The organism is Aequorivita xiaoshiensis (assembly GCF_022008395.1).
Lineage (GTDB): Bacteria > Bacteroidota > Bacteroidia > Flavobacteriales > Flavobacteriaceae > Aequorivita > Aequorivita xiaoshiensis.
In genome coordinates, this window is sequence record NZ_JAIRBB010000007.1 from 61,320 (window position 1) to 82,669 (window position 21,350).

The 21,350-nt window shown below is 34.5% G+C and carries 22 protein-coding genes; 11 read left to right on the top strand and 11 right to left on the bottom strand.

The window, feature by feature from the left end; genetic code table 11:
• Positions 1 to 180: 180 nt before the first annotated feature.
• Both K8344_RS09280 and K8344_RS09285 read left to right on the top strand, forming a co-directional pair.
• Positions 181 to 1,542, top strand: a complete 1,362-nt coding sequence (locus tag K8344_RS09280; RefSeq protein WP_237608427.1) for an aldehyde dehydrogenase — start codon at positions 181 to 183, stop codon at positions 1,540 to 1,542.
• Positions 1,543 to 1,648: 106 nt separating this feature from the next.
• The gene (locus K8344_RS09285) at positions 1,649 to 2,941 is read left to right on the top strand and encodes an erythromycin esterase family protein (RefSeq protein ID WP_237608428.1); all 1,293 of its coding nucleotides are present in this window, start codon (positions 1,649 to 1,651) and stop codon (positions 2,939 to 2,941) included.
• Positions 2,942 to 2,946: 5 nt separating this feature from the next.
• Here the strand turns inward: K8344_RS09285 and K8344_RS09290 are convergent, their stop codons facing one another.
• The 5 genes from K8344_RS09290 to K8344_RS09310 form a co-directional block, all read right to left on the bottom strand.
• Positions 2,947 to 4,179 carry a M48 family metallopeptidase gene (locus K8344_RS09290; RefSeq protein ID WP_237608429.1) on the bottom strand — a complete coding sequence of 411 codons (1,233 nt, stop codon included), beginning with the start codon at positions 4,177 to 4,179 and terminating at the stop codon, positions 2,947 to 2,949.
• Positions 4,180 to 4,285: 106 nt separating this feature from the next.
• Complete coding sequence (locus tag K8344_RS09295) at positions 4,286 to 5,125, bottom strand: TrmH family RNA methyltransferase (protein ID WP_237608430.1); 840 nt, start codon at positions 5,123 to 5,125, stop codon at positions 4,286 to 4,288.
• A 14-nt stretch (positions 5,126 to 5,139) separates the two neighbouring features.
• Positions 5,140 to 5,769, bottom strand: a complete 630-nt coding sequence (locus K8344_RS09300; protein WP_237608431.1) for a hypothetical protein — start codon at positions 5,767 to 5,769, stop codon at positions 5,140 to 5,142.
• Positions 5,759 to 6,469 (bottom strand): carboxypeptidase-like regulatory domain-containing protein, encoded by a 711-nt coding sequence (locus K8344_RS09305; protein ID WP_237608432.1) that lies wholly within the window; start codon positions 6,467 to 6,469, stop codon positions 5,759 to 5,761. Before K8344_RS09305 ends, K8344_RS09300 begins: the two co-directional genes overlap by 11 nt.
• A 141-nt stretch (positions 6,470 to 6,610) precedes the next feature.
• Positions 6,611 to 7,678 carry a DUF3810 domain-containing protein gene (locus K8344_RS09310; protein WP_237608433.1) on the bottom strand — a complete coding sequence of 356 codons (1,068 nt, stop codon included), beginning with the start codon at positions 7,676 to 7,678 and terminating at the stop codon, positions 6,611 to 6,613.
• A 196-nt stretch (positions 7,679 to 7,874) separates the two neighbouring features.
• Between K8344_RS09310 and K8344_RS09315 the strand changes: the two genes are divergently transcribed.
• Positions 7,875 to 9,326, top strand: a complete 1,452-nt coding sequence (locus K8344_RS09315; RefSeq protein WP_237608434.1) for an aminoacyl-histidine dipeptidase — start codon at positions 7,875 to 7,877, stop codon at positions 9,324 to 9,326.
• 139 nt (positions 9,327 to 9,465) lie between these two features.
• Here K8344_RS09315 and K8344_RS09320 read toward each other — a convergent pair whose 3' ends face one another.
• From K8344_RS09320 to K8344_RS09330, 3 genes are read right to left on the bottom strand one after another with little or no spacing between them, the layout of a single operon-like run.
• A complete protein-coding gene (locus K8344_RS09320) occupies positions 9,466 to 10,575 on the bottom strand; it encodes a peptidylprolyl isomerase (protein ID WP_237608435.1) in 1,110 nt (369 codons plus the stop codon).
• Between the two features lie 6 nt (positions 10,576 to 10,581).
• Positions 10,582 to 11,136, bottom strand: coding sequence for a gliding motility-associated peptidyl-prolyl isomerase GldI (gene gldI, locus K8344_RS09325; RefSeq protein ID WP_237608436.1), 555 nt, complete (start codon positions 11,134 to 11,136; stop codon positions 10,582 to 10,584).
• Complete coding sequence (locus K8344_RS09330; RefSeq protein ID WP_237608437.1) at positions 11,126 to 12,151, bottom strand: DHH family phosphoesterase; 1,026 nt, start codon at positions 12,149 to 12,151, stop codon at positions 11,126 to 11,128. Before K8344_RS09330 ends, gldI begins: the two co-directional genes overlap by 11 nt.
• A gap of 183 nt (positions 12,152 to 12,334) precedes the next feature.
• On the opposite strand from K8344_RS09330, the gene K8344_RS09335 reads away from it, so the two are divergent.
• Positions 12,335 to 12,754 carry a nucleoside-diphosphate kinase gene (locus tag K8344_RS09335; RefSeq protein WP_165148494.1) on the top strand — a complete coding sequence of 140 codons (420 nt, stop codon included), beginning with the start codon at positions 12,335 to 12,337 and terminating at the stop codon, positions 12,752 to 12,754.
• A 75-nt stretch (positions 12,755 to 12,829) separates the two neighbouring features.
• Here K8344_RS09335 and K8344_RS09340 read toward each other — a convergent pair whose 3' ends face one another.
• The 3 genes from K8344_RS09340 to recF are packed head-to-tail and all read right to left on the bottom strand — an operon-like array spanning position 12,830 to position 14,699.
• Entirely contained in the window at positions 12,830 to 13,126 is a 297-nt protein-coding gene (locus K8344_RS09340; protein ID WP_237608438.1) for a DciA family protein, read from the bottom strand.
• A 58-nt stretch (positions 13,127 to 13,184) separates the two neighbouring features.
• A complete protein-coding gene (locus K8344_RS09345) occupies positions 13,185 to 13,607 on the bottom strand; it encodes a lipocalin-like domain-containing protein (protein ID WP_237608439.1) in 423 nt (140 codons plus the stop codon).
• Positions 13,608 to 13,619: 12 nt separating this feature from the next.
• Positions 13,620 to 14,699, bottom strand: a complete 1,080-nt coding sequence (gene recF / locus K8344_RS09350) for a DNA replication/repair protein RecF (RefSeq protein ID WP_237608440.1) — start codon at positions 14,697 to 14,699, stop codon at positions 13,620 to 13,622.
• A 289-nt stretch (positions 14,700 to 14,988) separates the two neighbouring features.
• On the opposite strand from recF, the gene K8344_RS09355 reads away from it, so the two are divergent.
• The 7 genes from K8344_RS09355 to K8344_RS09385 all read left to right on the top strand — a co-directional run bounded on the left by K8344_RS09355 (position 14,989) and on the right by K8344_RS09385 (position 21,347).
• A complete protein-coding gene (locus tag K8344_RS09355; protein WP_237608441.1) occupies positions 14,989 to 15,753 on the top strand; it encodes a tetratricopeptide repeat protein in 765 nt (254 codons plus the stop codon).
• Positions 15,754 to 15,756: 3 nt separating this feature from the next.
• The gene (gene ribH, locus K8344_RS09360; RefSeq protein ID WP_139854948.1) at positions 15,757 to 16,254 is read left to right on the top strand and encodes a 6,7-dimethyl-8-ribityllumazine synthase; all 498 of its coding nucleotides are present in this window, start codon (positions 15,757 to 15,759) and stop codon (positions 16,252 to 16,254) included.
• 198 nt (positions 16,255 to 16,452) lie between these two features.
• Complete coding sequence (locus K8344_RS09365; RefSeq protein ID WP_237608442.1) at positions 16,453 to 16,737, top strand: riboflavin synthase subunit beta; 285 nt, start codon at positions 16,453 to 16,455, stop codon at positions 16,735 to 16,737.
• A 6-nt stretch (positions 16,738 to 16,743) separates the two neighbouring features.
• Positions 16,744 to 18,624: a DNA mismatch repair endonuclease MutL gene (mutL, locus tag K8344_RS09370; RefSeq protein WP_237608443.1), complete on the top strand. Its 1,881-nt coding sequence runs from the start codon at positions 16,744 to 16,746 to the stop codon at positions 18,622 to 18,624.
• A gap of 92 nt (positions 18,625 to 18,716) precedes the next feature.
• A complete protein-coding gene (locus K8344_RS09375; RefSeq protein ID WP_237608444.1) occupies positions 18,717 to 19,451 on the top strand; it encodes a rhomboid family intramembrane serine protease in 735 nt (244 codons plus the stop codon).
• 2 nt (positions 19,452 to 19,453) lie between these two features.
• Positions 19,454 to 20,326, top strand: coding sequence for a rhomboid family intramembrane serine protease (locus K8344_RS09380; RefSeq protein ID WP_237608445.1), 873 nt, complete (start codon positions 19,454 to 19,456; stop codon positions 20,324 to 20,326).
• 4 nt (positions 20,327 to 20,330) lie between these two features.
• The gene (locus tag K8344_RS09385; RefSeq protein ID WP_237608446.1) at positions 20,331 to 21,347 is read left to right on the top strand and encodes an endonuclease/exonuclease/phosphatase family protein; all 1,017 of its coding nucleotides are present in this window, start codon (positions 20,331 to 20,333) and stop codon (positions 21,345 to 21,347) included.
• Positions 21,348 to 21,350: the final 3 nt, after the last annotated feature.

Consider the following 21,350-nt stretch of genomic DNA (forward strand, 5'->3'; position numbering starts at 1 on the left):
AATCTAAATCGAAATTGAAATTGAAATTAAAGATGAAGTCGTCTTTCCGTCTGACTCAGTTACTTTAAAAAGAATTTTAAATTTATTTATTGATTTTTTCTTCGGTATCTCTGTGTTCGTATGTGCTTCTTTGTTGTTTCGTTTACAGAAGTTTTCTAAATTTAAGAAAATACATCAATCATGAAAGAAATCATTAATGCACAACGTAACTTCTTTAATACTCACGCTACAAAAGACATTCAGTTTAGAAGGGCTCAGTTAAAAAAACTTCAACAAGCTTTAGAGCAAAACGAAAAATTACTTCACGAAGCAATTTACAAAGATTTCAAAAAATCTGAATTTGATAATTATAGTACTGAACTCTCCTTGCTTTATAAAGACATAAAGGAAGCTCAAAAAATGATTTACAAATGGGCGCGAAAGGAAAGTGTGCCTACTGGAATTCTCAATTTCCCAGCATCAAGTTATATCATTCCTGAGCCTTTAGGAGTTTCTTTAGTTATTGGGGCGTGGAATTATCCTTATCAGCTTTCCTTTGCTCCAGCAATAGCTGCAATTGCCGCAGGGAATACGGTAATTTTAAAGCCTAGTGAATTACCGACCAATACCGCAGCAGCGATGGCAAAAATTGTAAAGGAAAATTTTGATCCTGCGTTTTTTACCGTGGTAGAAGGGGGAGTGGAAGAAACTCAAGAATTACTTAAACAGAAATTTGATAAAATATTTTTTACTGGAAGTACTACAGTTGGTAAGATAGTCTATAAAGCTGCTGCCGAAAACTTAACTCCAGTTACTTTAGAGCTTGGAGGCAAAAGCCCTGCTATTGTTACGGAGAATTGTAATTTAAAAGTTTCAGTAAAACGTTTAGTTTGGGGTAAATTTTTAAATTCCGGCCAAACTTGCATCGCTCCAGATTATGTATTGGTTCATAACAGTATTGAACAAAGATTTCTCAATCAACTAAAAATAGAAATTGAAAGTCAACACTTCGCTTTTGAAAATGATAATTTTCTCCAAATTATCAATAATAAAAACTTTGACAGATTGGTTAAAATGCTCGACCCGCAAAAAATATTTTACGGAGGCGAAACGAATCGCGAATCGCGCTATATTCAACCTACTGTAATGCAAAATGTAAATTTTGACGATGTCGTGATGCAAGAGGAGATTTTCGGCCCTATACTTCCTGTAATTACATATGAAACTATTGAAGAGGCGATTGTAAAAGTAAATAGTTTACCTAAACCATTATCCTGCTATGTATTCACAAAAAGCAATGCCATTAAAAAGAAAGTTTTAAAAGAAATCTCCTTTGGTGGTGGGGCAATTAATGAAACAGTGATGCACATCACAAACGAAAATTTACCATTTGGAGGTGTTGGTTTTAGTGGAATTGGTAATTATCACGGGGAAGCTGGATTTAAAGCATTTACCCATTATAAAAGTATTATGGATAAACCAACTTGGTTTGATCCTTTTATAAAATATTATCCTCATACAAACTTTAGATTAAAGCTGATGCGCTGGATTATGAAGTTGTAAGAAGCTTTTTTTAACTTCACGCTTACCTTTTGCTAGTAGGAAATAATTCATTTTCAGTAATCTCATAATTATTGCTTATATTCTGTACTAATTAATAAGTCAATATATGAAGTTGCGATTAACGCTTTTAATGGTTTTTTCTATTATGACGATTTCTGCTCAAAATTTTACCAAAAAAGCAATTAAACTGGACAATGCTTCTAGTTTAGACCCACTCATTGCTGCTGCTTGGGATAAAAAGTTAGTCTTGTTGGGAGAAGCCAGTCACGGTACCCATGAATATTACATATGGCGAGATAAAATAAGCAGAAGACTTATTGAAGAACACAACTTTAATTTCATTGCCGTGGAAGGTGATTTCGCTAGTCTTTATAAGTTAAATCAATATGTTAAGAATTTTGAGGGGGCAGGAAAGTCGGCAAGAGAAGTTTTAATGCAGTTGAATCGTTGGCCTACGTGGATGTGGGCAAATGAAGAAGTTGTAGCTCTTGCTGAATGGTTACGACAGTATAATGATAGTTTGCCTCCAAACAAGAAAGTTGGTTTTTATGGGATGGATGTTTACGACGAATGGGTTTCAAAAGAAATGGTGTTGGAAACACTTAAAAAAATAGATGAATCGAGCTATAATTATGTTAAACTTCAATACAACTGCTTTAATCCTTATAAAGGCGATAGTTGGCAATATGCTCGTGCAGTTAAAGACGGAAAACCAGATTGCGAAGCTGCGACCGAAAGGGTAGTTACTTATATTAGAAATAATCGTGAAATTTTAGAGAACCTTTCAGATGACGAATATTTTTACTTGCTTCAAAATGCAATTGTAGTACATAATGCTGAAGAGTTTTATCGTGAAAGTATAGCTGCTAAAGATGCCGTTTCTTGGAACTCTAGAGTTTTTCATATGCGAGAAACAGTAGGCGATTTACTGGCGCTTTATGGTAAAAATGCTAAAGGTGTAGTTTGGGCACATAACACGCATATTGGCGATGCTTCGTTTACTAGTATGCGAAATACAGGTGAAATAAATATCGGACAGCTAAAACGTGAAAATTTAGGGAAGGATAATGTTTTTCTAATTGGTTTTTCTAGTTACAAAGGAAAAGTAATTGCTGGTTCTAGATGGGGCGCTAGAATGGAAGAAATGACGATTCCTAGGGCATTAAGAAGTAGTGTTGAGTATAAACTTAAGAAAACCGGTTTGGATGCTTTCTATCTAATTTTTGACGAAGAAGATAGAAAGGAAGAAAATCTAAAGGTTATGGGGCACCGTGCGATAGGAGTGGTATACAATCCCCAATTTGACAGAAGACAGTTTGTACCTACTATTATACCACTTCGATACGACGCGTTAATTTTTTTTAATGAAACAACAGCTTTGCAGCCCTTGCATAAATAGAGGGACTACTTATTCAAATTCTTAAATCTTTGCAACAGTGTAGGGTGCGAATAGTGTGCGAAAACATAGAGAGGGTGTGGAGTTAGGTTACTTAAACTATTCTTCGAAAGTTTTTTTAAACCTGAAATTAGCGGTTCTGATGCGAAAGTGTTTTTAGCATAATCATCTGCTTGGTATTCAAACTTCCTACTTAAGTAATTCATTATTAAACTTGTAATCCCAGAAATCGGGCTATATAACACTCCAAATGCCACCAACCCAATGTGAAACGATGGTTGAGAAACATTTAAGGCTTCAGAAAGTAAAGGGTTCCCAATAAATAAAGATAATAACCACAACGTAAATCCTGTGGTTAAAATGGCAACTAGTAGGTTGATAATAATGTGATTGCGTTTATAATGGCCTACTTCGTGCGCGAGGACGGCCACTATTTCTTTTTCGTTTAAATCATTAATTAGGGTGTCGTAAAGTGTTACGCGTTTCTCACTTCCAAATCCTGAGAAATAAGCATTTGCTTTTGTACTTCTTTTACTTCCGTCAATAACAAAAATTTTGTCTAAAGTAAAACCAACTTTCGATGCGTATTTTTCAATTTCTGAACGCAAGAAACCTTCTTCTAAAGGAGTTTGTTTGTTAAATAAAGGAACTATAAAGCGTGCGTAAAATAAATTCATCAGCACAGTAAATACGGTTATAATTCCCCAAGCATAAAGCCAAAAATTTTCTCCTGTGGTTTGATAAAACCAAATTATTGCTCCTAAAATTATTCCACCAAGAACTGCACCCATAAGCCATCCTTTCAATTTATCGAGAAAGAATGTTTTACGAGATGTTTTATTGAAACCGTATTTTTCTTCAATAACAAATGTGCTGTAATAGCTAAATGGAGTATTTAAAATATCACTTGCAATCATTATAATGCCAAAGAAAACCAAAGCAATTATTATTTCATTGTTGGAAATGGAACGCGCTAAATTGTCAACATATGCGAAGCCATCGAAAAAGAAGAATAGGAGCGTGGCTATTAAAGAAATGGATGAAGTAAGCAGTCCGAATTTATAACGCTCTGTTTTATATCGTTGGGATTTTTGATATTCCTGTTCATCAAAAATATCCTGTAATTCGGTAGGAAGAGAATCACTAAAGTGTTTTGCATTCAAGTAATCCAACGCCTGGTCAATAATAAAACTGACAATTAATATTCCTATTATTATATAGAAAAGAGTTTCTGGACTCATAAGTTAGGTTCTAAATTTTAAGCACCAAAATCCAATACAAGTCATTAATTAAAACTCTGACTTTTTTTTTGGGATTTAGGATTTGGACTTATGTGATTTACGAAATTTACTTTAGGAAATTTCGCTGCCTTTTGGCTTCAAAGATAAGGATTCCCGCAGCTACAGACACATTCATACTGTCAATTTCCCCTTGCATTGGGATGATGATATTTTGAGTGCTGTTTTCTAGCCATTCATCACTTAAACCAGTTGCTTCTGTGCCAACTACAATTGCTGTACTTTCTATAAAATCGCAAGTGTGATATGGTACGGACGCTTGTAAGGCAGCACAATAGATGTTGATGTTGTTTTCTTTTAGAAATGCGATAATTTCCGAAGTACTTCCCGTCGCAATGTTATTTGTAAACAAACATCCCACGCTACTGCGGATAATATTTGGGTTGTACATATCAGTTTTAGGGTTGGCGATTATTACAGCATCAACATTAGCAGCATCAGCAGTGCGAAGAATAGCCCCAATGTTGCCAGGTTTTTCAGGTGCTTCAGCAATTAAGATTAAAGGTCCTCTAGATACGTTCGAGGAACCGTTATTAAGAGAGTTCGAAATCGTTAATGTAGAAATACTTAAATCTTTTACCATTGCAATCGCCAAAACTCCTTCCGTTGAGCTTCGATAAGCTAGTTTTTCATAGATTTCTGAAGTGATTTCTATGATTTCAGTGTTCGTACTTACAGATTTCTTTAGCGCATCAAAATCTTTTTTAGAAATTATTTCAAGACAATATAATAAGGTTTTTAACTGATATCCTCCTTTTACTGCAAGTGAAATTTCACGTAGTCCTTCTATAAAGAAAAGACCTGTTTTTCTACGTTCACGCGATTTTTCTTGAAGGAGAAAAATCTGTTTTATCAACGGATTTTGAAGACTTGTAATTGATTTTTGCATTTTGCAAAGATAAGCTACATATACTTATGTGCAGTTCCTAAATTTATGCGAAGTCCGAAACTAATGTTGAGGTAATTAGCACCATTAAAAGTGTCTTTTAATTCGTTAGGAACATTCACATTCATAAAATCGTGACGTAATTCCGTAGAAGCGTAAACACCTAAATAGTTTGAGAATCGATAGCTTACTTCAGGATTTAACCAAACTGCAGTTGCGGTATCGCTAAAATTGTCACCTGTGGCGTGATTGCGATAGGTTGAATACCCAATTCCAAGTCCTATGCTAGCGTCAAAATCGCCTATGTGCTTTTCATAATTAACCATCCCTCCAAACACATAATTATTGGATCGGAAATAGTTTCCTATTAGCTCGGGGTTGGAAACATTAGATTTAAAAAAACTGAAATATGGGCCAACATATAAGTCTTCAATTGTATTAATTTTAAAAGAAAATCTCGCTCCCATTTTTAAATCCAATCCATTGTTTGCAAAATTATCACCAAAAGCAATTGGAAAATATGGGCCAATACTTATGTTGCCAATGTTCTTACCTGGTCCTAAGCTGTCTATTTTAGTAGTTTCTGTTTGCTGTGCAAGTGCGGTGGATGAAATAAATAACGCCAACACAAAAGTTCTAATATTCAAAAACATATGTATTTTCAGGGTTTGTTAGTGGGATGGAAATTGATTGTTCAGGCTCGCCATTCAATTTGTAAATAAAATCAACAGTTGAACCTAGTTGACTTTCTACATTCATATAAATATCTGAGTATTCGGAGTCTAAAAATCTAAATTCAAAATCCTCATCTTCACATTGGTTAAAATCATTGCCATTTAAGTCAACTCTACAAATAGCGGAATCATAGTCTAATTTGAATTCAAGAGTATTAGTGTCTCCTGGAATGTTGTTGATATGGAGGTTTAGTTTTGCGTACTTGTTTAGCTGAATAACTCCTAGATTATATGTTGTAGCATTGCGGTTACTGGTTTCGTCGTAAAACGCTTTGGCAGAATAATCTATATTTTCAATTAGCTCGGTATCATAGTGGTAATACCATATTTCACCAAAGGGTTTTGAATTAACTGCTATATAAAAATTATAAGGAGGTTTGGACATAAGCGAAGTGAATTCAAATTGTCCGTTTTCATCACTTATAGCTTCGCCTAAAATTGCATTACGGGTTGTTTGAGAGCGTACCGAAATATTTGGTATAGGGTTGTTGTCACTGTTAACAATGGTTCCTGTAACCAAAACACGTTTATCATTCATTATATCAACCTCACAAGATTGAAAGAGCAATACCATACCAAGTAGAAAGTATTGAAATAAATGTTTTCTTCTCATAAATAAGCAATTTTGAATGGGGCAAGAATAATAAAAAAACACCTCAATTATTAAAGAAATCGCTAATTTTTCCTTTTAAATAGGGCTGCTTTTATCAATTATATCATCTAATTCAAATATTATTAAAAGAACCCAGAACAATTATAAAGTTCTCTCTTCGAAATAGTTAACCACCAAAGCCACCATATAATTATAACTCTTTATACCATCACTTTGATTATTTGCTTTTAAGAAATTATCCCAAAATACTTTTGAAAATGTTTCCAAAGGGTTTTCATAACTTCCCCAAAAATCTTGCATTTCTCTATAGCTGTCTAAAATTCCTGGGTTAATGGTTTTTGTTAATTCAAAAAAATCATCTTCACTGTTTCTAAACACATCGCTTAGTAAATAGCGAAGTGTAAATATGTGACCCGCGTATTGTATATAAGTATCGTTATTGTGAAGGGTTGCTAAAGTTGCGATAAAATTAGCTTCATTTTCGGCAGCGTAACCAATTTGATGTGCTTCTTCGTGACAGACCACAACTGGAAATTTATACGTTTTAATTAAATTATTCACTTGTGCTTCTCCAGAAAACGGGTTTATGTAACCGCTGTACCCCATATAGGTTAATCCTAAGCTCCAACCGCTATTTTTAATACTTCGAGGAGAGTAGGCGAGTTGTGGGAATTCTTTTTCTAAATTAATATAGCCATTTATGGATTTTTCCAACATTGTTTTTTGAGTATAGGGAACCGCTACTTTTAGAGTATCACCCCCGTTTAGTTCATTGTGCAATGTGTTGCTCTTTTCAATAAATTTTTTAGTTGTTTCCAGTAATTGCTCGTAGCTGTAATCGCTTTCTAATTGCAGCGATTTATGAAGGGGTAATCTATAGTAATTGAAAGCCCAAAGTATATGGAACATAAAATATACCACTGAAACTGCAGCAGTAATGTCTATTAAAACTCGAAATGGTTCAAAACGAAGTCGATGAGAGTTTTTGTACACCCATCGTATGGCAATAATACCAATTAGTAAATAAAAAACGTCTCCAACCGAAAATGGAACCCAACCAAATAAATAGCGAGAGATTTTTGAAATTATGGGGTACAATCCCAAACTGTAATACTTCTCTACAAATTCGGGAAAATTCTTTAGAATTTGAAGCAGAGATATCTGTATTGGTAGTAGCAGCGCAATGATTAGTGAGGTTCGTCTTTGCATAATTCAAACTTACAAAGGAATTCTTTCTCCTCATAATTTTTATAGCGGATGAAAAACGGTAATTTTGTGGAAATATGCCTCGAATTTAAAAGTCAATTAAACCTTCAAGAAGTTTCGCATATAAAGTGAAGAATAATTTGCAGGAGATTTGTGAATTCGCGGTAAGAATTTTTTCACAATAAAAATTATAACGTATATGAACCAAGAAATAAGAAACTTAGAGCCCAAAGCGCTTTGGAACAAATTTGCAGATCTTAACGCCGTACCGCGACCTTCAAAAAAGGAGGAACGTGTAATTGCTTTTATGAAAGACTTCGGAAAAAGTCTTGGATTGGAAACCATAGAAGATGAAGTAGGAAACGTAATTATCCGCAAGCCTGCAACTAAAGGAATGGAAGACCGAAAAATGATTATTTTACAAAGTCACTTAGATATGGTTCACCAAAAAAACAACGATACAGACTTCGATTTCGACAAGCAAGGAATTGAAATGTATGTTGATGGGGATTGGGTACGCGCTAAAGGAACTACACTTGGGGCGGACAATGGTTTAGGAGTTGCTACAATAATGGCGATACTTGAAAGTGACGATATAGAACATCCAGCAATAGAAGCGCTTTTCACTATAGATGAAGAAACAGGAATGACAGGTGCAAAAGGCTTAAAAGGAGGCATCTTGAAGGGAGATATACTTTTAAACTTAGACACAGAAGAAGATGATGAAATTGGAATTGGGTGTGCTGGGGGAGTAGATATTACTGCTACAGGCGAGTATAAAAATGTTGAAGCCTCTAAAAATGGGCAATCGTATATTATTAGTGTAAAAGGACTAAACGGTGGCCATAGTGGTATGGACATCATTAAGGGTCTTGGAAATGCAAATAAGTTGATGAACAGATTGCTTTTTGCTGCTAATGATTCTATGAATATAGCAAAGCTTGAAGGAGGTAGTCTTCGAAATGCAATTCCGCGTGAAAGTGTTGCTGAGGTTGTTGTTACAGATGAAACTAAGTTTCAAGCAGCGTTCGAAAGCATGAAGAATGATATTCTTGTAGAGTATAAATCTTTAGAAGAGAATCTTTCAATTACTGCTGAAAAGAGCGATGATACTTTTTCTAAAGTAATGCATGACGAATGTCAAACTAAGTTTTTAAATGTTATGAATGCTGCGCATAACGGTGTTTATAGAATGTCTCCCGACATTGAAGACTTGGTGGAGACTTCAAATAATATTGCAAAAGTATCTGTTGCAGATGGTAGCATTAAAATTGAATGTCTAACCAGAAGTTCTGTTGAATCTTCAAAAGCGACTTTAGCAAATGCGTTAAAATCAACTTTTGAATTAGCAGGTTACGAGGTTAAGCTTTCAGGTGATTACCCTGGATGGGCACCAAATATGGATAGTGCTATTTTAAAAGTAATGGATAGTCTTTATGAAAAAATGAATGGTGAAAAAGCCAATGTTGCCGCATGTCATGCAGGGTTAGAATGTGGTATTCTAGGTCAGAATTATCCAGGGATGGATATGATTTCCTTTGGTCCAACTATTAGAGGAGCGCATTCTCCTGATGAGCGTGCAAGTATTTCTTCAGCTCAAAAATACTGGGACTTTACTCTAGAAGTAATGAAGAATATTCCTAAGAAATAACGCTGAGTCGTTTCGTTATTCCAAAGATATAAGAATAGGGTAGGCTAATAGCTTAACTAGCGCTTTTCAATTAATTTAAATAAAAAAGAGGAACTGATTTTAAATCAGTTCCTCTTTATGTATTTAGCAAGATTTGAAATTACTTCACAATCTCTACAAGTTCAAGTTCGAAAATTAATTCAGAATCAGCAGGGATAACTCCTGGAACTCCTCTTTTTCCATATGCTAAATGAGAAGGAATAAAGAGTGTAGCTTTATCGCCAACTTTCATATTTAGTAATCCTTCGCGGAAACCTGGAATTAATTGCGCATTTTTACTGTAATCTGTTGGTACTGGTACGTATTGTCCAGCTGCTTTACGCATTTCATCGACCATCTCGTATTTTTCAGCCTGTGCCAAAATATTTGAATCGAATAATTTTCCGTTTGTTAAGAAACCAGCGTAGTTCATTAAAATTTTATCACCTTCGTTAGGCTGTTCTCCTTCTGATTTTTCGTTGAAGTAAATTTTTAATCCTGATGGAAGAGAATCAGCTTTAGCTTTTAGGGCATTTAATTCCTCTGCTTTGGCAGCTGCAATTTTATTAATGCGTTCTTCTTTCTCTTTTTTCTCTTTTTCTATTTTATTCATTTCTTCAGTAAAGTAAGGTACTTTCACCTTTCCTTTATTGATGATGTTTACTTTTTCAATAATTACTGGAGAAACCGGTTTATCACCAGGTTTTTCTGTTTCTACTACTCCAATTGTATCAACAATATCTTGACCAACTACAATCTCACCAAAAATAGTGTGACGGCCGTCTAACCAAGGAGTTTCTTTTAAAGTAATAAAAAACTGACTTCCATTTGTCGCTGGACCTGAATTAGCCATTGCTAAAAGACCTTTTCTGTCAAATCGAATAGTGTCGGTAATTTCATCTGGAAATGCGTACCCAGGGCTTCCTGTACCATCACCTTTTGGATCTCCACCTTGAATCATAAAATCTTTTATAACTCTGTGGAAAGAAAGTCCATCGTAAAAGCGCTTTCCTTTGTAAATAGAATCTACCATTGCGTTAGTACCTTCGGCTAAGGCTACGAAGTTAGAAACAGTAAGCGGTGCAGTTTCATTTTTTAGTTTAGCAACAAAAGTTCCTTTATTAGTAATAAATTCAGCATATACACCATCTTCTTTTAATTCAGGATATTTTTCCTGACAAGACGCAAATGCGAGCGTAAGTGATAATAATAGAAATGATAATTTTCTCATAAATAATTAATTTTCGTTTGATTGTTCAATTGAGTGTAAAGTTACAGTGCTCTGCACAGGAATATTAGTACCGAGTTTTTTTTCGATCCCATAATAGCCATAGGCTTTATAGGAAGGAAATAGGAAAGTTACTGTTTCACCTTCCTTCATAAGTTTTATGCCATCACGAACACCAGAGATAAGTTCTTGATTGCTTTGGTCTACCTTGTATTGCTGTAAACCATTATCTTTTTCTGAAAGAATCATGGAGCCGTTTAGGTCTTTAATGTCGTAAGTGAATTTTACAATATCTCCTGGATCAGGCATATCTGAAGATGTAGTATCACGTTTATTGTAAAAATACCAAAATCCACTTTCCGACATAATGTAGTTGTGAGTTGAGTCTTTTGCGATTATTTTTTCGATATAATCTTTTTCCTCTTCATAAAGTTTTTTATTTCTTTCTGCAGATTCTTTTATGAATGTACCAGACTGACTTTGTATAGGCTTTCTAGCTTCAGGGCTTTTACAAGAGGTGATTAAAGCCGAGAATAATAATATGTATATTAGCTTATTGAGCATTAGCAAGTTCGTTTTTATAACGTGGCAAGATACTAATAAATTCGTTTATGGTTTTGTTAAGGTCTTGCGAACTTTTTCCTCCGGCAGCGTTAATATGTCCGCCACCACTGTAATGATTGCGAGCAAAATCATTTACCGAAAACGTTCCCTTACTTCTAAAAGAAATTTTCACAATACTCTCTTGTTTATTTTCAATGAATATTACAGCGAAAACAATACCTTTAACCGACAATGCATAATTTACAAACCCCTCGGTATCTCCTTTTCTAAAGTTATTTTCGTCTAATTCCCTTTGCGTAAGTGTGATGTAAGCTGTGTGTAATTCTGGAATTAAATGCAAGTTGTTTAAAGCAACGCCTAGCAATTTTATTCTTTCGGGGCTATTGTTATCGTAAACATTTTGATGGATGATAGCACTTTCTGCACCAGTTTCAATCAATTTTGCTGCAACCTTATGTGTAGTAGGGGAGGTAGAAGAAAAACGAAATGATCCCGTATCTGTCATTATCCCAGTATAAAGATTGGTAGCTATTTCTTTTGATAACTTATCAATTCCAGCTAAGGCATCTATAAAATGGTATACCATTTCTGCAGTAGAGCTCATTTTAACATCGCTATATGTTGCAATAGCGTAATCTGATGGTTGTTGGTGATGGTCTATCATCACAAAGTTTGCAGAAGATGCTTCCAATACCCCCCTAAGTGGGTCGCCCACTCTACTTAAATCGTTAAAATCTAGAGTGAAAACTATATCGGCTTGATTTAACGTCTCATTGCTTTTTTCAATCTCCTTTTCATAAATCAAAATATCATCTGCTCCAGGCATCCATTTTAAGAAATCTGGAAAGTCATTAGGCATTAATACAGTTGTATTATGTCCTTCACCTTTCAAATAAAATGAAAGGCCTAAGCAAGAACCAAGCGCATCCCCATCAGGGTTTCTATGACCGATAATTACTATGTTTTGAGGCGAATTAAGTAGGTTTTTAACTACTTCGGTGGTTTCTTTATTCATAGGGCGCGAAGATACGACAAAGCCTTTTAACCCCAAAGAATCGAATATGGTTAATTATTGTAGGAAATACTGCTGAAGGGATGGAATTATATCTAATTATCTATACTTAGTGTTTAAACAAAAAGCATAGGTTTTGAATGTTGAAAATAAAATACCTATTTTTGCCGAAATTTAAAAAACACAATGAGAACAGACAGAACATTTACAATGTTAAAGCCAGATGCGGTTGAAAAAGGACACATAGGCGCAATTCTTGAAAAAATTAACGCTTCAGGTTTTAGAATCGTAGCGATGAAACTTACGCATATGACTACAAACGATGCTAAAGCATTTTATGCAGTACATAGTGAGCGTCCATTTTATGGCGAATTAGTAGAATATATGACACGCGGTCCAATCGTTGCTGCAATTCTTGAAAAAGAGAATGCAGTTGAAGATTTCCGTACATTAATTGGTGCTACCAATCCAGCAGATGCTGCTGAGGGTACTATCCGTAAAATGTATGCAGCTTCAATTGGCGAAAACGCAGTTCACGGAAGTGATAGCGATGAAAACGCTGCAATTGAAAGTGCTTTCCATTTTTCAGGTCGTGAAATGTTTTAAGCATTTACAAAATAATTTAATTGAAAACGCCTTCCAATTTGGAAGGCGTTTTTGTTTTTACATTATTATTTTGCGTTATCGTAAAATCAACTTTTTTATTAATTCTCTTCCTAGCTCTTCATTGAGTAGTTTAACTATTTTTTCTTTTCCGTAACTGAGCTCTTCACGTAAAACTGAAGAAGTAAGCTGCACGTATAACGTCTCACGATCCAATTTTACATCGGATGTGTATTTTACAATCGCGTGACCCATTACGGTTACCCAAGCTTCTTTAGCGTTTACCTTGTCCAAGCCTTTGTCAAGCTTGTTTTTACCGATAAACTCTTTTAAAGCATCTCCAAGTGATATATTTTCTGCGTATCGTTTAGCCATTTTTTAATTTTAGAAATGTAAATTTTAAGGTGAATTATATACTATTCTACATCTATATTCAATCAACAATGTCAAATTTTCTAAACCTATTGTACGTGTAAGTTTTATTATCTCTGTTTTTTAAAACTAAGGTGCTATCTTTTGCTTCAACTACAGTTTCTTTCCACTCGTCAAATGAAGTTTTGTAGTGCATGATTAATTGGTTTTCTTCAATATTTAAGGTGAAGTCCTCTGTTACACCATTTGTGTTAAAGGTGCCATCAAATTTTGGTGAAACCTTTGTGCGAGTTCCGCTATCGCCATTTATCTCAATATAGTCTATTATAGTGTTTACACCAAAGTTTTTAACTTCTCCGTCTGGCATTTCTACGGTGTTTATTTCCCAATAACCACTAAGATGTTGCTTTTGTTCCTCTGGATTAGGTTTTGCACAAGAAAATAAAACGGTAGTAAGTATTAATAGTATTATTCTAAAATTCATCTTTTCTTTAGTTTATAGCTGAAACATTTTATACGTTTGATGTACTTTTTTGATTACTTCTTCGGTACGTTCGGCGTGAGTATCACTTATGAATAGCTGCCCGAAGTTTTCCTTGTCAACTAAAGTAATTAAATGTTCTACTCGAGTTTCATCGAGTTTGTCAAAAATATCATCTAAAAGTAAAATAGGGTTAGTTTTAGTGTGATTTTTTATAAAATCGAATTGCGCTAGCTTTAAGGCTATAAGATATGATTTTTGTTGCCCTTGTGAGCCAAACTTTTTGATAGGATGTCCGTCAATTTCAAAAATTAAATCGTCCTTATGAATTCCAAAGTTGGTGTACTGCGAAATTTTATCCTTTACAATATTTGTTTCAAGAAGGGTTAGTAAATCGTTTTCTTGTAATTGGCTTTGATAAAGTAAGTTTATGGATTCGTCGCCACTGCTAATCGACTTGTATCTATTTTGAAATATTGGAAAAAATTCTTCTAGGAATGCGTTTCTTTTTCCGAAGATAGATGTTCCGTAATTGTGAAGTTGTTCATTGTAAATGTCAATTGTATCTTGATTAAAGGTGTTGTTTGCTGCAAAATACTTTAATAGGGAATTTCGTTGTGATAATACCTTATTGTATTTGAGAAGAGTTTGTAAGTAATTTGAATCTCTTTGCGAAATAACACCATCGATAAACTTTCTACGTGTATCGCTTCCTTCAATAATTAAATCTCTATCGGCGGGTGAGATGATCACTAGAGGTAAAAATCCAATGTGCTCACTTAATTTCTCATATGCCTTTCCATTTCTTTTTATTATTTTTTTTTGGCCTTTTTTGGCGCTTACAACAATTTTTTCCTGACTATCTTTTCTATCGTAAAACCCTTCAACTACAAAAAACTCTTCTCCGTGTTTTATATTTTGAATTGTAATAGGATTGAAATAACTTTTTCCAAAGGATAAGTGATAGATAGCATCTAGAACGTTAGTTTTTCCTACACCATTATTCCCTACGAAGCAATTGATTTTGGGATCAAATTCGAAGGATTTGGCTTCAAAATTTTTATAATTAAGTAAGGATAGCTTTTGTAAATTCATATAAAAAATTGACTTAGGACATTTAAACCCACCCGATGATACTAGTGCCTTTAAGAACTATTTTAGAGGTTGTTTTCAATAAGGATGTAAAAATACAAGGTTTAACGTGATTTTGTCTAAAGACTTGCGTTCTTTTGTTTAAAATCTATTTTAAAAAGTTTATTATTGCACGTAAATGGTGCTTTGAGGTTTATTAACAGTAGGATTGAATATTAATAAAAAATAAGAAATATTAATCCTTTTAAATTCCATTAAAAATTTTATTTTTGCGCCACTATAATCAATAACTATGGCAACGTACAAAAAACGCGGAGGCAAACCTAGAACTAAGGTTGAAAAAGAAGAACAATTAGAAGACGGCAGCACAACTGCAGAAGTATTTAATACCCTTGACGAAGGCGCATCTAAAACGGAGGCGTGGATTGAAAAAAATCAGAAAGGTATTTTAGGTTTCATTATAGTAGTAGCTGTTTGTGTTTTAGGATATTTTGCTTACGACCAGTATGTAAAAGCTCCTAAAGAGGCAGAAGCAATGAACGAGTTGTTTCAAGCACAAAACTATTGGGAACAAGCTTTAACGGCTCCAGCTAAAGACTCTTTATACAATTTGTCACTTCAAGGAGGTGAGGGTAAATATGGTTTTATTGATATAATCGAAAACTATAGTGGAACAAAGGCGGCAAACCTTGCACACTATTACGCGGGTATGGCTTACCTTAACACTAATAAATATCAAGAAGCAATTGCTCAGTTAGATAAATTTAGCAGCAAGGATGATGTCCTAGCTCCTCTAGCTAAAGGTGCAATTGGTGATGCGTTCGCTCAACTAAATCAGAATGAAGACGCTTTGAAATATTATGAAGAAGCTGCAAAAATGCGCTCTAATGAATTTACTACGCCACGTTTCCTGCTAAAAGCTGGAATTGTAGCGATAGCTTTAAATCAGAATGACAAAGCATTAAAGCACTTCAAACAAATAGCGGATGAATATCCGAATTCAACTGAAGCTGCAAAAGCCGAAATTTATACCGGTCGTGCAGAAGCAATGAAATAAAGAATGGCAACAGAAAATACAAATTTATCGGCTTACGATAAAACAACAATCCCAAATGCGAAGGACTTTCGATTTGGGATTGTTGTTTCAGAATGGAATCACGAAATAACAGAGGGAATGTTTCAAGGCGCTTTCGATGCTTTGAAAGATTGTGGTGCTATTAACGAAAATATAGTTCGTTGGAATGTTCCTGGGAGCTTTGAGTTAATTTACGGATGTAAACGTATGACTCAGAGTTATGATATGCTTGATGCGGTAATTGCCATAGGTAGTGTGATTCAAGGAGAAACTAAACATTTTGATTACGTTTGTGAAGGCGTAGCACAAGGAATTAAAGATTTAAATGTTCAAGGGAATATCCCGGTTATTTTTTGTGTTCTTACAGATAATACTATGCAACAAGCTATAGATCGTAGTGGCGGAAAGCACGGGAACAAAGGAACCGAAGCAGCTATTGCAGCGATCAAAATGGCGCAACTTCGCAAAGATTCTAAATTTTAATATTTAGTATTTATACTTCAAATTCGCTCGGTACCCGAAATTTAAGACTCAAATCCAAATTTTTTCACTCTGAGCATAATCGAAGGGTGCGAATTACTACGCACTGCCAATGAGCAAGTAATACACAATTGGTACAGTAATTGTTCAAAAAACATTTAAATTCAGAATTGAATTGAGTAACTTTGAGGCACAACAATTATGGGACTAATAGGTAGAAGAAAAAATAAGAAGTATAACTATAAACCACGTCATTTTGAATATGACGGAGAAGGTAGCCCTTTTTCTATAGGTCATAAATTTGACCAATACAGGACTACTGTTGGTGAAAACACAGGGATAAAAGCTAAATTTAGAACTGCTTGGGTAGATTTAAGACAGTCTTCAGATAGAAAAACCAATTTAAGACTTTTAGCTATAATTGCAATTCTTGTGCTTATTTTCCTATTTATTATTGATTTCGATTTATCCATTTTCTACGCATAGATTTCAATGTCAGACATTATTCAGTTATTACCAGATCACGTTGCTAACCAAATTGCAGCTGGGGAAGTTGTTCAACGCCCTGCTTCGGTAGTAAAAGAGTTATTAGAAAACGCCATTGACGCGAAAGCTACTGCCATAACACTTGTTGTTAAAGATGCGGGAAAAACACTAATACAAGTTACCGATAATGGAGTAGGGATGAGTGTTACCGATGCGCGATTGAGTTTTGAACGCCATGCAACTTCAAAAATAAAATCGGCTGAAGATTTATTTAACTTAAATACAAAAGGATTTCGCGGAGAAGCTTTAGCTTCTATTGCTGCAATTGCGCACGTTGAATTAAAAACCAAAACTGCGGATTCAGAAATAGGAACTCATTTAACTATTGAAGGTAGCAAAGTAATCTCCCAAGAACCCGCTGTTGTACCGAAAGGAACAACTATATCGGTGAAAAATCTATTTTACAATATTCCTGCTAGACGCAACTTTCTTAAAAGTAATACAGTTGAAACGCGTCATATTATCGACGAATTTCACCGTGTAGCTTTGGCACATCCTGGTGTTGCATTTCATATGCTACACAATGGAAGCGATGTTTTTAATCTTCCATCGTCGAATTCGCGTCAACGAATTGTAAATATCTTTGGAAGTAAAACCAATGAAAAACTCGTACCCGTTAGTGAAGAAACCGAGATTTTAAAAATAGAAGGTTTTGTAATGAAACCTGAATACGGAAAGAAAAGTAGAGGAGAGCAGTTTTTCTTTGTAAACGATCGTTTTATAAAAAGTCCGTATTTACATCACGCGGTAAATTCGGCATTTGAAGGCTTGATGAAAAACGATGTTCATCCAGGGTACTTTTTGTTTTTAGAGGTAGATCCACATTCTATTGATATCAATATTCATCCTACAAAAACCGAAATTAAGTTCGACGACGAACATTCTATTTATGCAATGCTTCGCGCAACTGTAAAACACAGCTTAGGACAGTTTAATATTGCTCCTGTACTTGATTTTGAAAGAGATAAAGGGTTTGATACCCCTTATGAATACAGTAAAAAAGCACCTACAGCCCCAACTATAGAGGTTGATAGAGATTTCAATCCGTTTAAAGAAAAACCTAAACAAGCAAATATAAAATTCCCGTTTAACAGAGGTAAAGAATCTTCTTGGGAATCGTTGTATGTTGGATTGAAAGGTGAAATTGAAACTTCTAGTTTCGGTACCACGCAACAAGCCCAAGGGAGATCTTTGAGTGCCGTAGAAATGGAGTTTGAAAGTGAAGAAGTTACAGGGAATCTTTTTACTGATAAAGAAACTGAACGTGGACAAACAACGTTTCAACTTCAGAATAAATACATTATAAGTCCGTTAAAAAGCGGAATGATGGTAATTCATCAAAATCTAGCGCATCAACGAATTCTTTATGAGGAATTGCTGAAAAACATAACAGTTAAAGAAGCGGTGAGTCAGCAGTTATTATTTCCACTTCAACTTAGTTTTTCTAAACCTGACGTGGCTATTATTGAAAAAATAAGAGAACAGTTGGAGAACACAGGTTTTGTTTTTTCAGAGTTAAAAGATGAAACTATTGAGATTAGCGGAATTCCGGTATTGATACTAGAAAGCCATGTTGTAAATTTGCTAAGTCAGCTTATTAACGATATAAAAGAGGAAGTGCCGGATAGTGGCTTCAGTCAGAACGATATGTTATCTAAATCGATGGCAGCGAGTATGGCGATTAAAACGGGTGTTTCTTTAAATAGCGAAGAACGTGAACATTTAATAAACCAATTGTTTGCTTGTAAGGAACCGTCTGTAAGCCCAACCAATAAGCCAGTTTTCATTACTTTAGACGTAAATGAACTGGATAAGAAGTTTATGTAGAATTAACCTTTAGGGGTTTAAATAATTTTACCGAGGTTTATTAAGATGTGGTGTTTTAAAACACATTGTTTCAATTAGAGGTAGTAATAATTATGGGAAGAATAACAGATACAGTAAAGTTTCTATTAATCCTGAATGTGATCTTTTTTATAGGCACACAGTTTACAGGAGGAATTGCGGAGAGATTATTCGCTTTATATTATTTCGAAAACTCTAATTTCCAATTCTGGCAGCCGGTTACATCAATGTTTATGCATGGCAGCTTTTTCCACATACTTTTTAATATGTATGCCTTGTGGGCTTTTGGTTCACCTTTGGAAATGCGTTGGGGACAGAAGAAATTTCTGTTTTTCTACTTTTCTGCAGGAATTGGTTCGGCGTTAATTTATACCCTTGTAAATTACTTCCAGCTTCATAGTGGCATGGATGATTTGTTAAGTGCGGGGCTAAGTCAGCAGCAAATCATGGACATCTTGGAAACTGGAAAGTATAACACTGCAATTTTAGAGTATGTGTCTCAGGACACAATTCAGAGTATGTACAATATATACAACGGAGTGGCATTGGGTGCTTCTGGAGCAGTATATGGAGTGTTAGTGGCTTTCGGAATGATGTTCCCTACAGTAGAGTTGATGATGATTTTCTTGCCTATACCTATTAAAGCAAAATACTTTATCCCAGGTATTATTGTTTTAGATTTAGTTTTTGGAATTACAGGAACTCAAACAGGTATTGCACACTTCGCACATATTGGAGGAGCGTTATTCGGGTTTATTATGGCTTGGTACTGGAAGAAAAATAGTTTTGATAACCATCGCTGGAATTAATTATGGCAGCAAACAATCTTATAGATAAATACAAGTCGGCCAATATACTGGTGAAGCTTATTGTGATTAATGCAATTGCATTTTTTGCAGTTTATCTAGGCTCTTTCTTTTTAAACACTAGTCAATTTTATTTTTCTCGTTGGTTTGTTTTAAGTGATGATATTGGAAGTCTTATAACTAAGCCATGGACTTTAATCACTTATGCTTTTCTGCATTTCGGGTTTTTACATATCTTATTTAATATGATATGGTTGTACTGGTTTGGACAATTTGTGCTAAACCTGTTTACAGGTAAAAGATTGCTCACGGTATATTTGTTAGGAGCACTTTTTGGTGGCCTTCTATTTGTAGTATCTTATAATCTTTTTCCTGTTTTTAATGAAAGTAGAGGTTACTTGATTGGGGCATCTGGAGCGGTTACTGCTGTAATGATATTTATAGCTACATATACTCCAAATACAGCATTCCGATTATTTAGTTTTACAATTAAACTTTGGCAAATTGCGCTATTTCTTTTTGTGTTGGATTTAGTTAGAATTCCAGCTGGAAATGCCGGTGGAATTTTAGCCCATGTAGGAGGAGCAGTCTTTGGTTATGTATATGCAATTCAGCTTGCAAAAGGTAATGATATTGGGAAATGGTTCGAGAATTTCATGGATTGGATAGCCAATCTTTTTAAGCCAAGAACAAAAAAAACCTTTCGAAAAGTTCACCGTACAACACAACCAAAAACTAAGCGTTCTAAGCCTAAAGAATCAAAGTCTGATTATCAAAAAAAGATAGATGAGATTTTGGATAAAATAGGTAAAAGCGGTTATGAAAGTCTAACAAAAGAAGAAAAAGACTTTCTTTTTAAAGCCGGGAAAGAAGATTAATTCCATGCGAAGATTTATCAATAAGATGATTTTTTGGGGCAACTTGCTCGCAGCATTTCTATTATTGATTTCTTTCGTTTTACCTTACCTACCTCCCAAGACCTTTCCAATACTTTCTTTGCTAAGCTTGGTGGTTTCATTGCTAATTATAGTTAACATTATTTTCGCTATTTATTGGGCAATACAGTTTAGAAAACGATTTTTTGTTTCGTTTACTGTTCTTTTAATTTCATATTTCTATTTCAATGTTTTTTATGAAATTTCATCGCAAGTTGATGCTTCACAGTATCAAAATAGTTTGAATATTTTGTCGTATAACGTTAGACTTTTTAATGCATACGAGAAAAATTTAGACGATGAAGCTTTTGATATTATGACTGAAATTCTCTCTGAAGAAGATCCCGATGTCGTTTGCATTCAGGAGTTTTATAAGGGCAATAAAATTGACTTTTCAGCATATCCTTATAAATTCATTCATTTTAAACACAACAAAGCAGCTTTAGGTCACGCTATTTTATCAAAATATCCAATCATAAAGAGAGGTTATTTTGATTTTTCGGAAACTTATAATAATGCATTATATGCAGATATAGTTAAAGGAAAGGATACCCTTAGAGTTTATAATTTGCATTTACAATCTTTAGGTATAATACCTCGAGTTAGCTTTTTACAAAAAAATGATAATGAAAAGTTGATGAAGCGGGTTTCTTATGCCTTCAGAAAACAGCAATCACAAATTGAAGAAATAAATGCCCATAAAACTAAAGTATCGTACCCGATAATTATTGCAGGTGATTTCAATAACACTCCTTTTTCTTATACCTATAGAAAATTAAAAGAAGGTATGCACGATAGCTTTAGAAAACGTGGGAATGGTCTAGGAACAACCTTCAATTTCGAAAAATTCCCAATGCGTATTGATTATATTTTTGCTTCTGAAGAGTTGGATATTTTATCATTTGATACTATGAAAAAAACCTTCTCCGACCACTACGCTATCCGCTCTACTGTGGGGTGGTAGTCT

What these genes read in the sequence shown, in the direction of transcription:
- K8344_RS09280 (WP_237608427.1), top strand. Translation starts at nt 181, where the DNA reads ATGAAAGAAATCATTAATGCACAACGTAACTTCTTTAATACTCACGCT.
- gldI (WP_237608436.1), bottom strand. Translation starts at nt 11,136, where the DNA reads ATGCTCAATAAGCTAATATACATATTATTATTCTCGGCTTTAATCACC.
- K8344_RS09340 (WP_237608438.1), bottom strand. Translation starts at nt 13,126, where the DNA reads ATGGCTAAACGATACGCAGAAAATATATCACTTGGAGATGCTTTAAAA.
- K8344_RS09285 (WP_237608428.1), top strand. Translation starts at nt 1,649, where the DNA reads ATGAAGTTGCGATTAACGCTTTTAATGGTTTTTTCTATTATGACGATT.
- K8344_RS09310 (WP_237608433.1), bottom strand. Translation starts at nt 7,678, where the DNA reads ATGCAAAGACGAACCTCACTAATCATTGCGCTGCTACTACCAATACAG.
- K8344_RS09295 (WP_237608430.1), bottom strand. Translation starts at nt 5,125, where the DNA reads ATGCAAAAATCAATTACAAGTCTTCAAAATCCGTTGATAAAACAGATT.
- K8344_RS09380 (WP_237608445.1), top strand. Translation starts at nt 19,454, where the DNA reads ATGGCAGCAAACAATCTTATAGATAAATACAAGTCGGCCAATATACTG.
- ribH (WP_139854948.1), top strand. Translation starts at nt 15,757, where the DNA reads ATGGCAACAGAAAATACAAATTTATCGGCTTACGATAAAACAACAATC.
- K8344_RS09315 (WP_237608434.1), top strand. Translation starts at nt 7,875, where the DNA reads ATGAACCAAGAAATAAGAAACTTAGAGCCCAAAGCGCTTTGGAACAAA.
- K8344_RS09365 (WP_237608442.1), top strand. Translation starts at nt 16,453, where the DNA reads ATGGGACTAATAGGTAGAAGAAAAAATAAGAAGTATAACTATAAACCA.
- K8344_RS09305 (WP_237608432.1), bottom strand. Translation starts at nt 6,469, where the DNA reads ATGAGAAGAAAACATTTATTTCAATACTTTCTACTTGGTATGGTATTG.
- K8344_RS09330 (WP_237608437.1), bottom strand. Translation starts at nt 12,151, where the DNA reads ATGAATAAAGAAACCACCGAAGTAGTTAAAAACCTACTTAATTCGCCT.
- K8344_RS09385 (WP_237608446.1), top strand. Translation starts at nt 20,331, where the DNA reads ATGCGAAGATTTATCAATAAGATGATTTTTTGGGGCAACTTGCTCGCA.
- K8344_RS09320 (WP_237608435.1), bottom strand. Translation starts at nt 10,575, where the DNA reads ATGAGAAAATTATCATTTCTATTATTATCACTTACGCTCGCATTTGCG.
- mutL (WP_237608443.1), top strand. Translation starts at nt 16,744, where the DNA reads ATGTCAGACATTATTCAGTTATTACCAGATCACGTTGCTAACCAAATT.
- recF (WP_237608440.1), bottom strand. Translation starts at nt 14,699, where the DNA reads ATGAATTTACAAAAGCTATCCTTACTTAATTATAAAAATTTTGAAGCC.
- K8344_RS09345 (WP_237608439.1), bottom strand. Translation starts at nt 13,607, where the DNA reads ATGAATTTTAGAATAATACTATTAATACTTACTACCGTTTTATTTTCT.
- K8344_RS09375 (WP_237608444.1), top strand. Translation starts at nt 18,717, where the DNA reads ATGGGAAGAATAACAGATACAGTAAAGTTTCTATTAATCCTGAATGTG.
- K8344_RS09335 (WP_165148494.1), top strand. Translation starts at nt 12,335, where the DNA reads ATGAGAACAGACAGAACATTTACAATGTTAAAGCCAGATGCGGTTGAA.
- K8344_RS09355 (WP_237608441.1), top strand. Translation starts at nt 14,989, where the DNA reads ATGGCAACGTACAAAAAACGCGGAGGCAAACCTAGAACTAAGGTTGAA.
- K8344_RS09290 (WP_237608429.1), bottom strand. Translation starts at nt 4,179, where the DNA reads ATGAGTCCAGAAACTCTTTTCTATATAATAATAGGAATATTAATTGTC.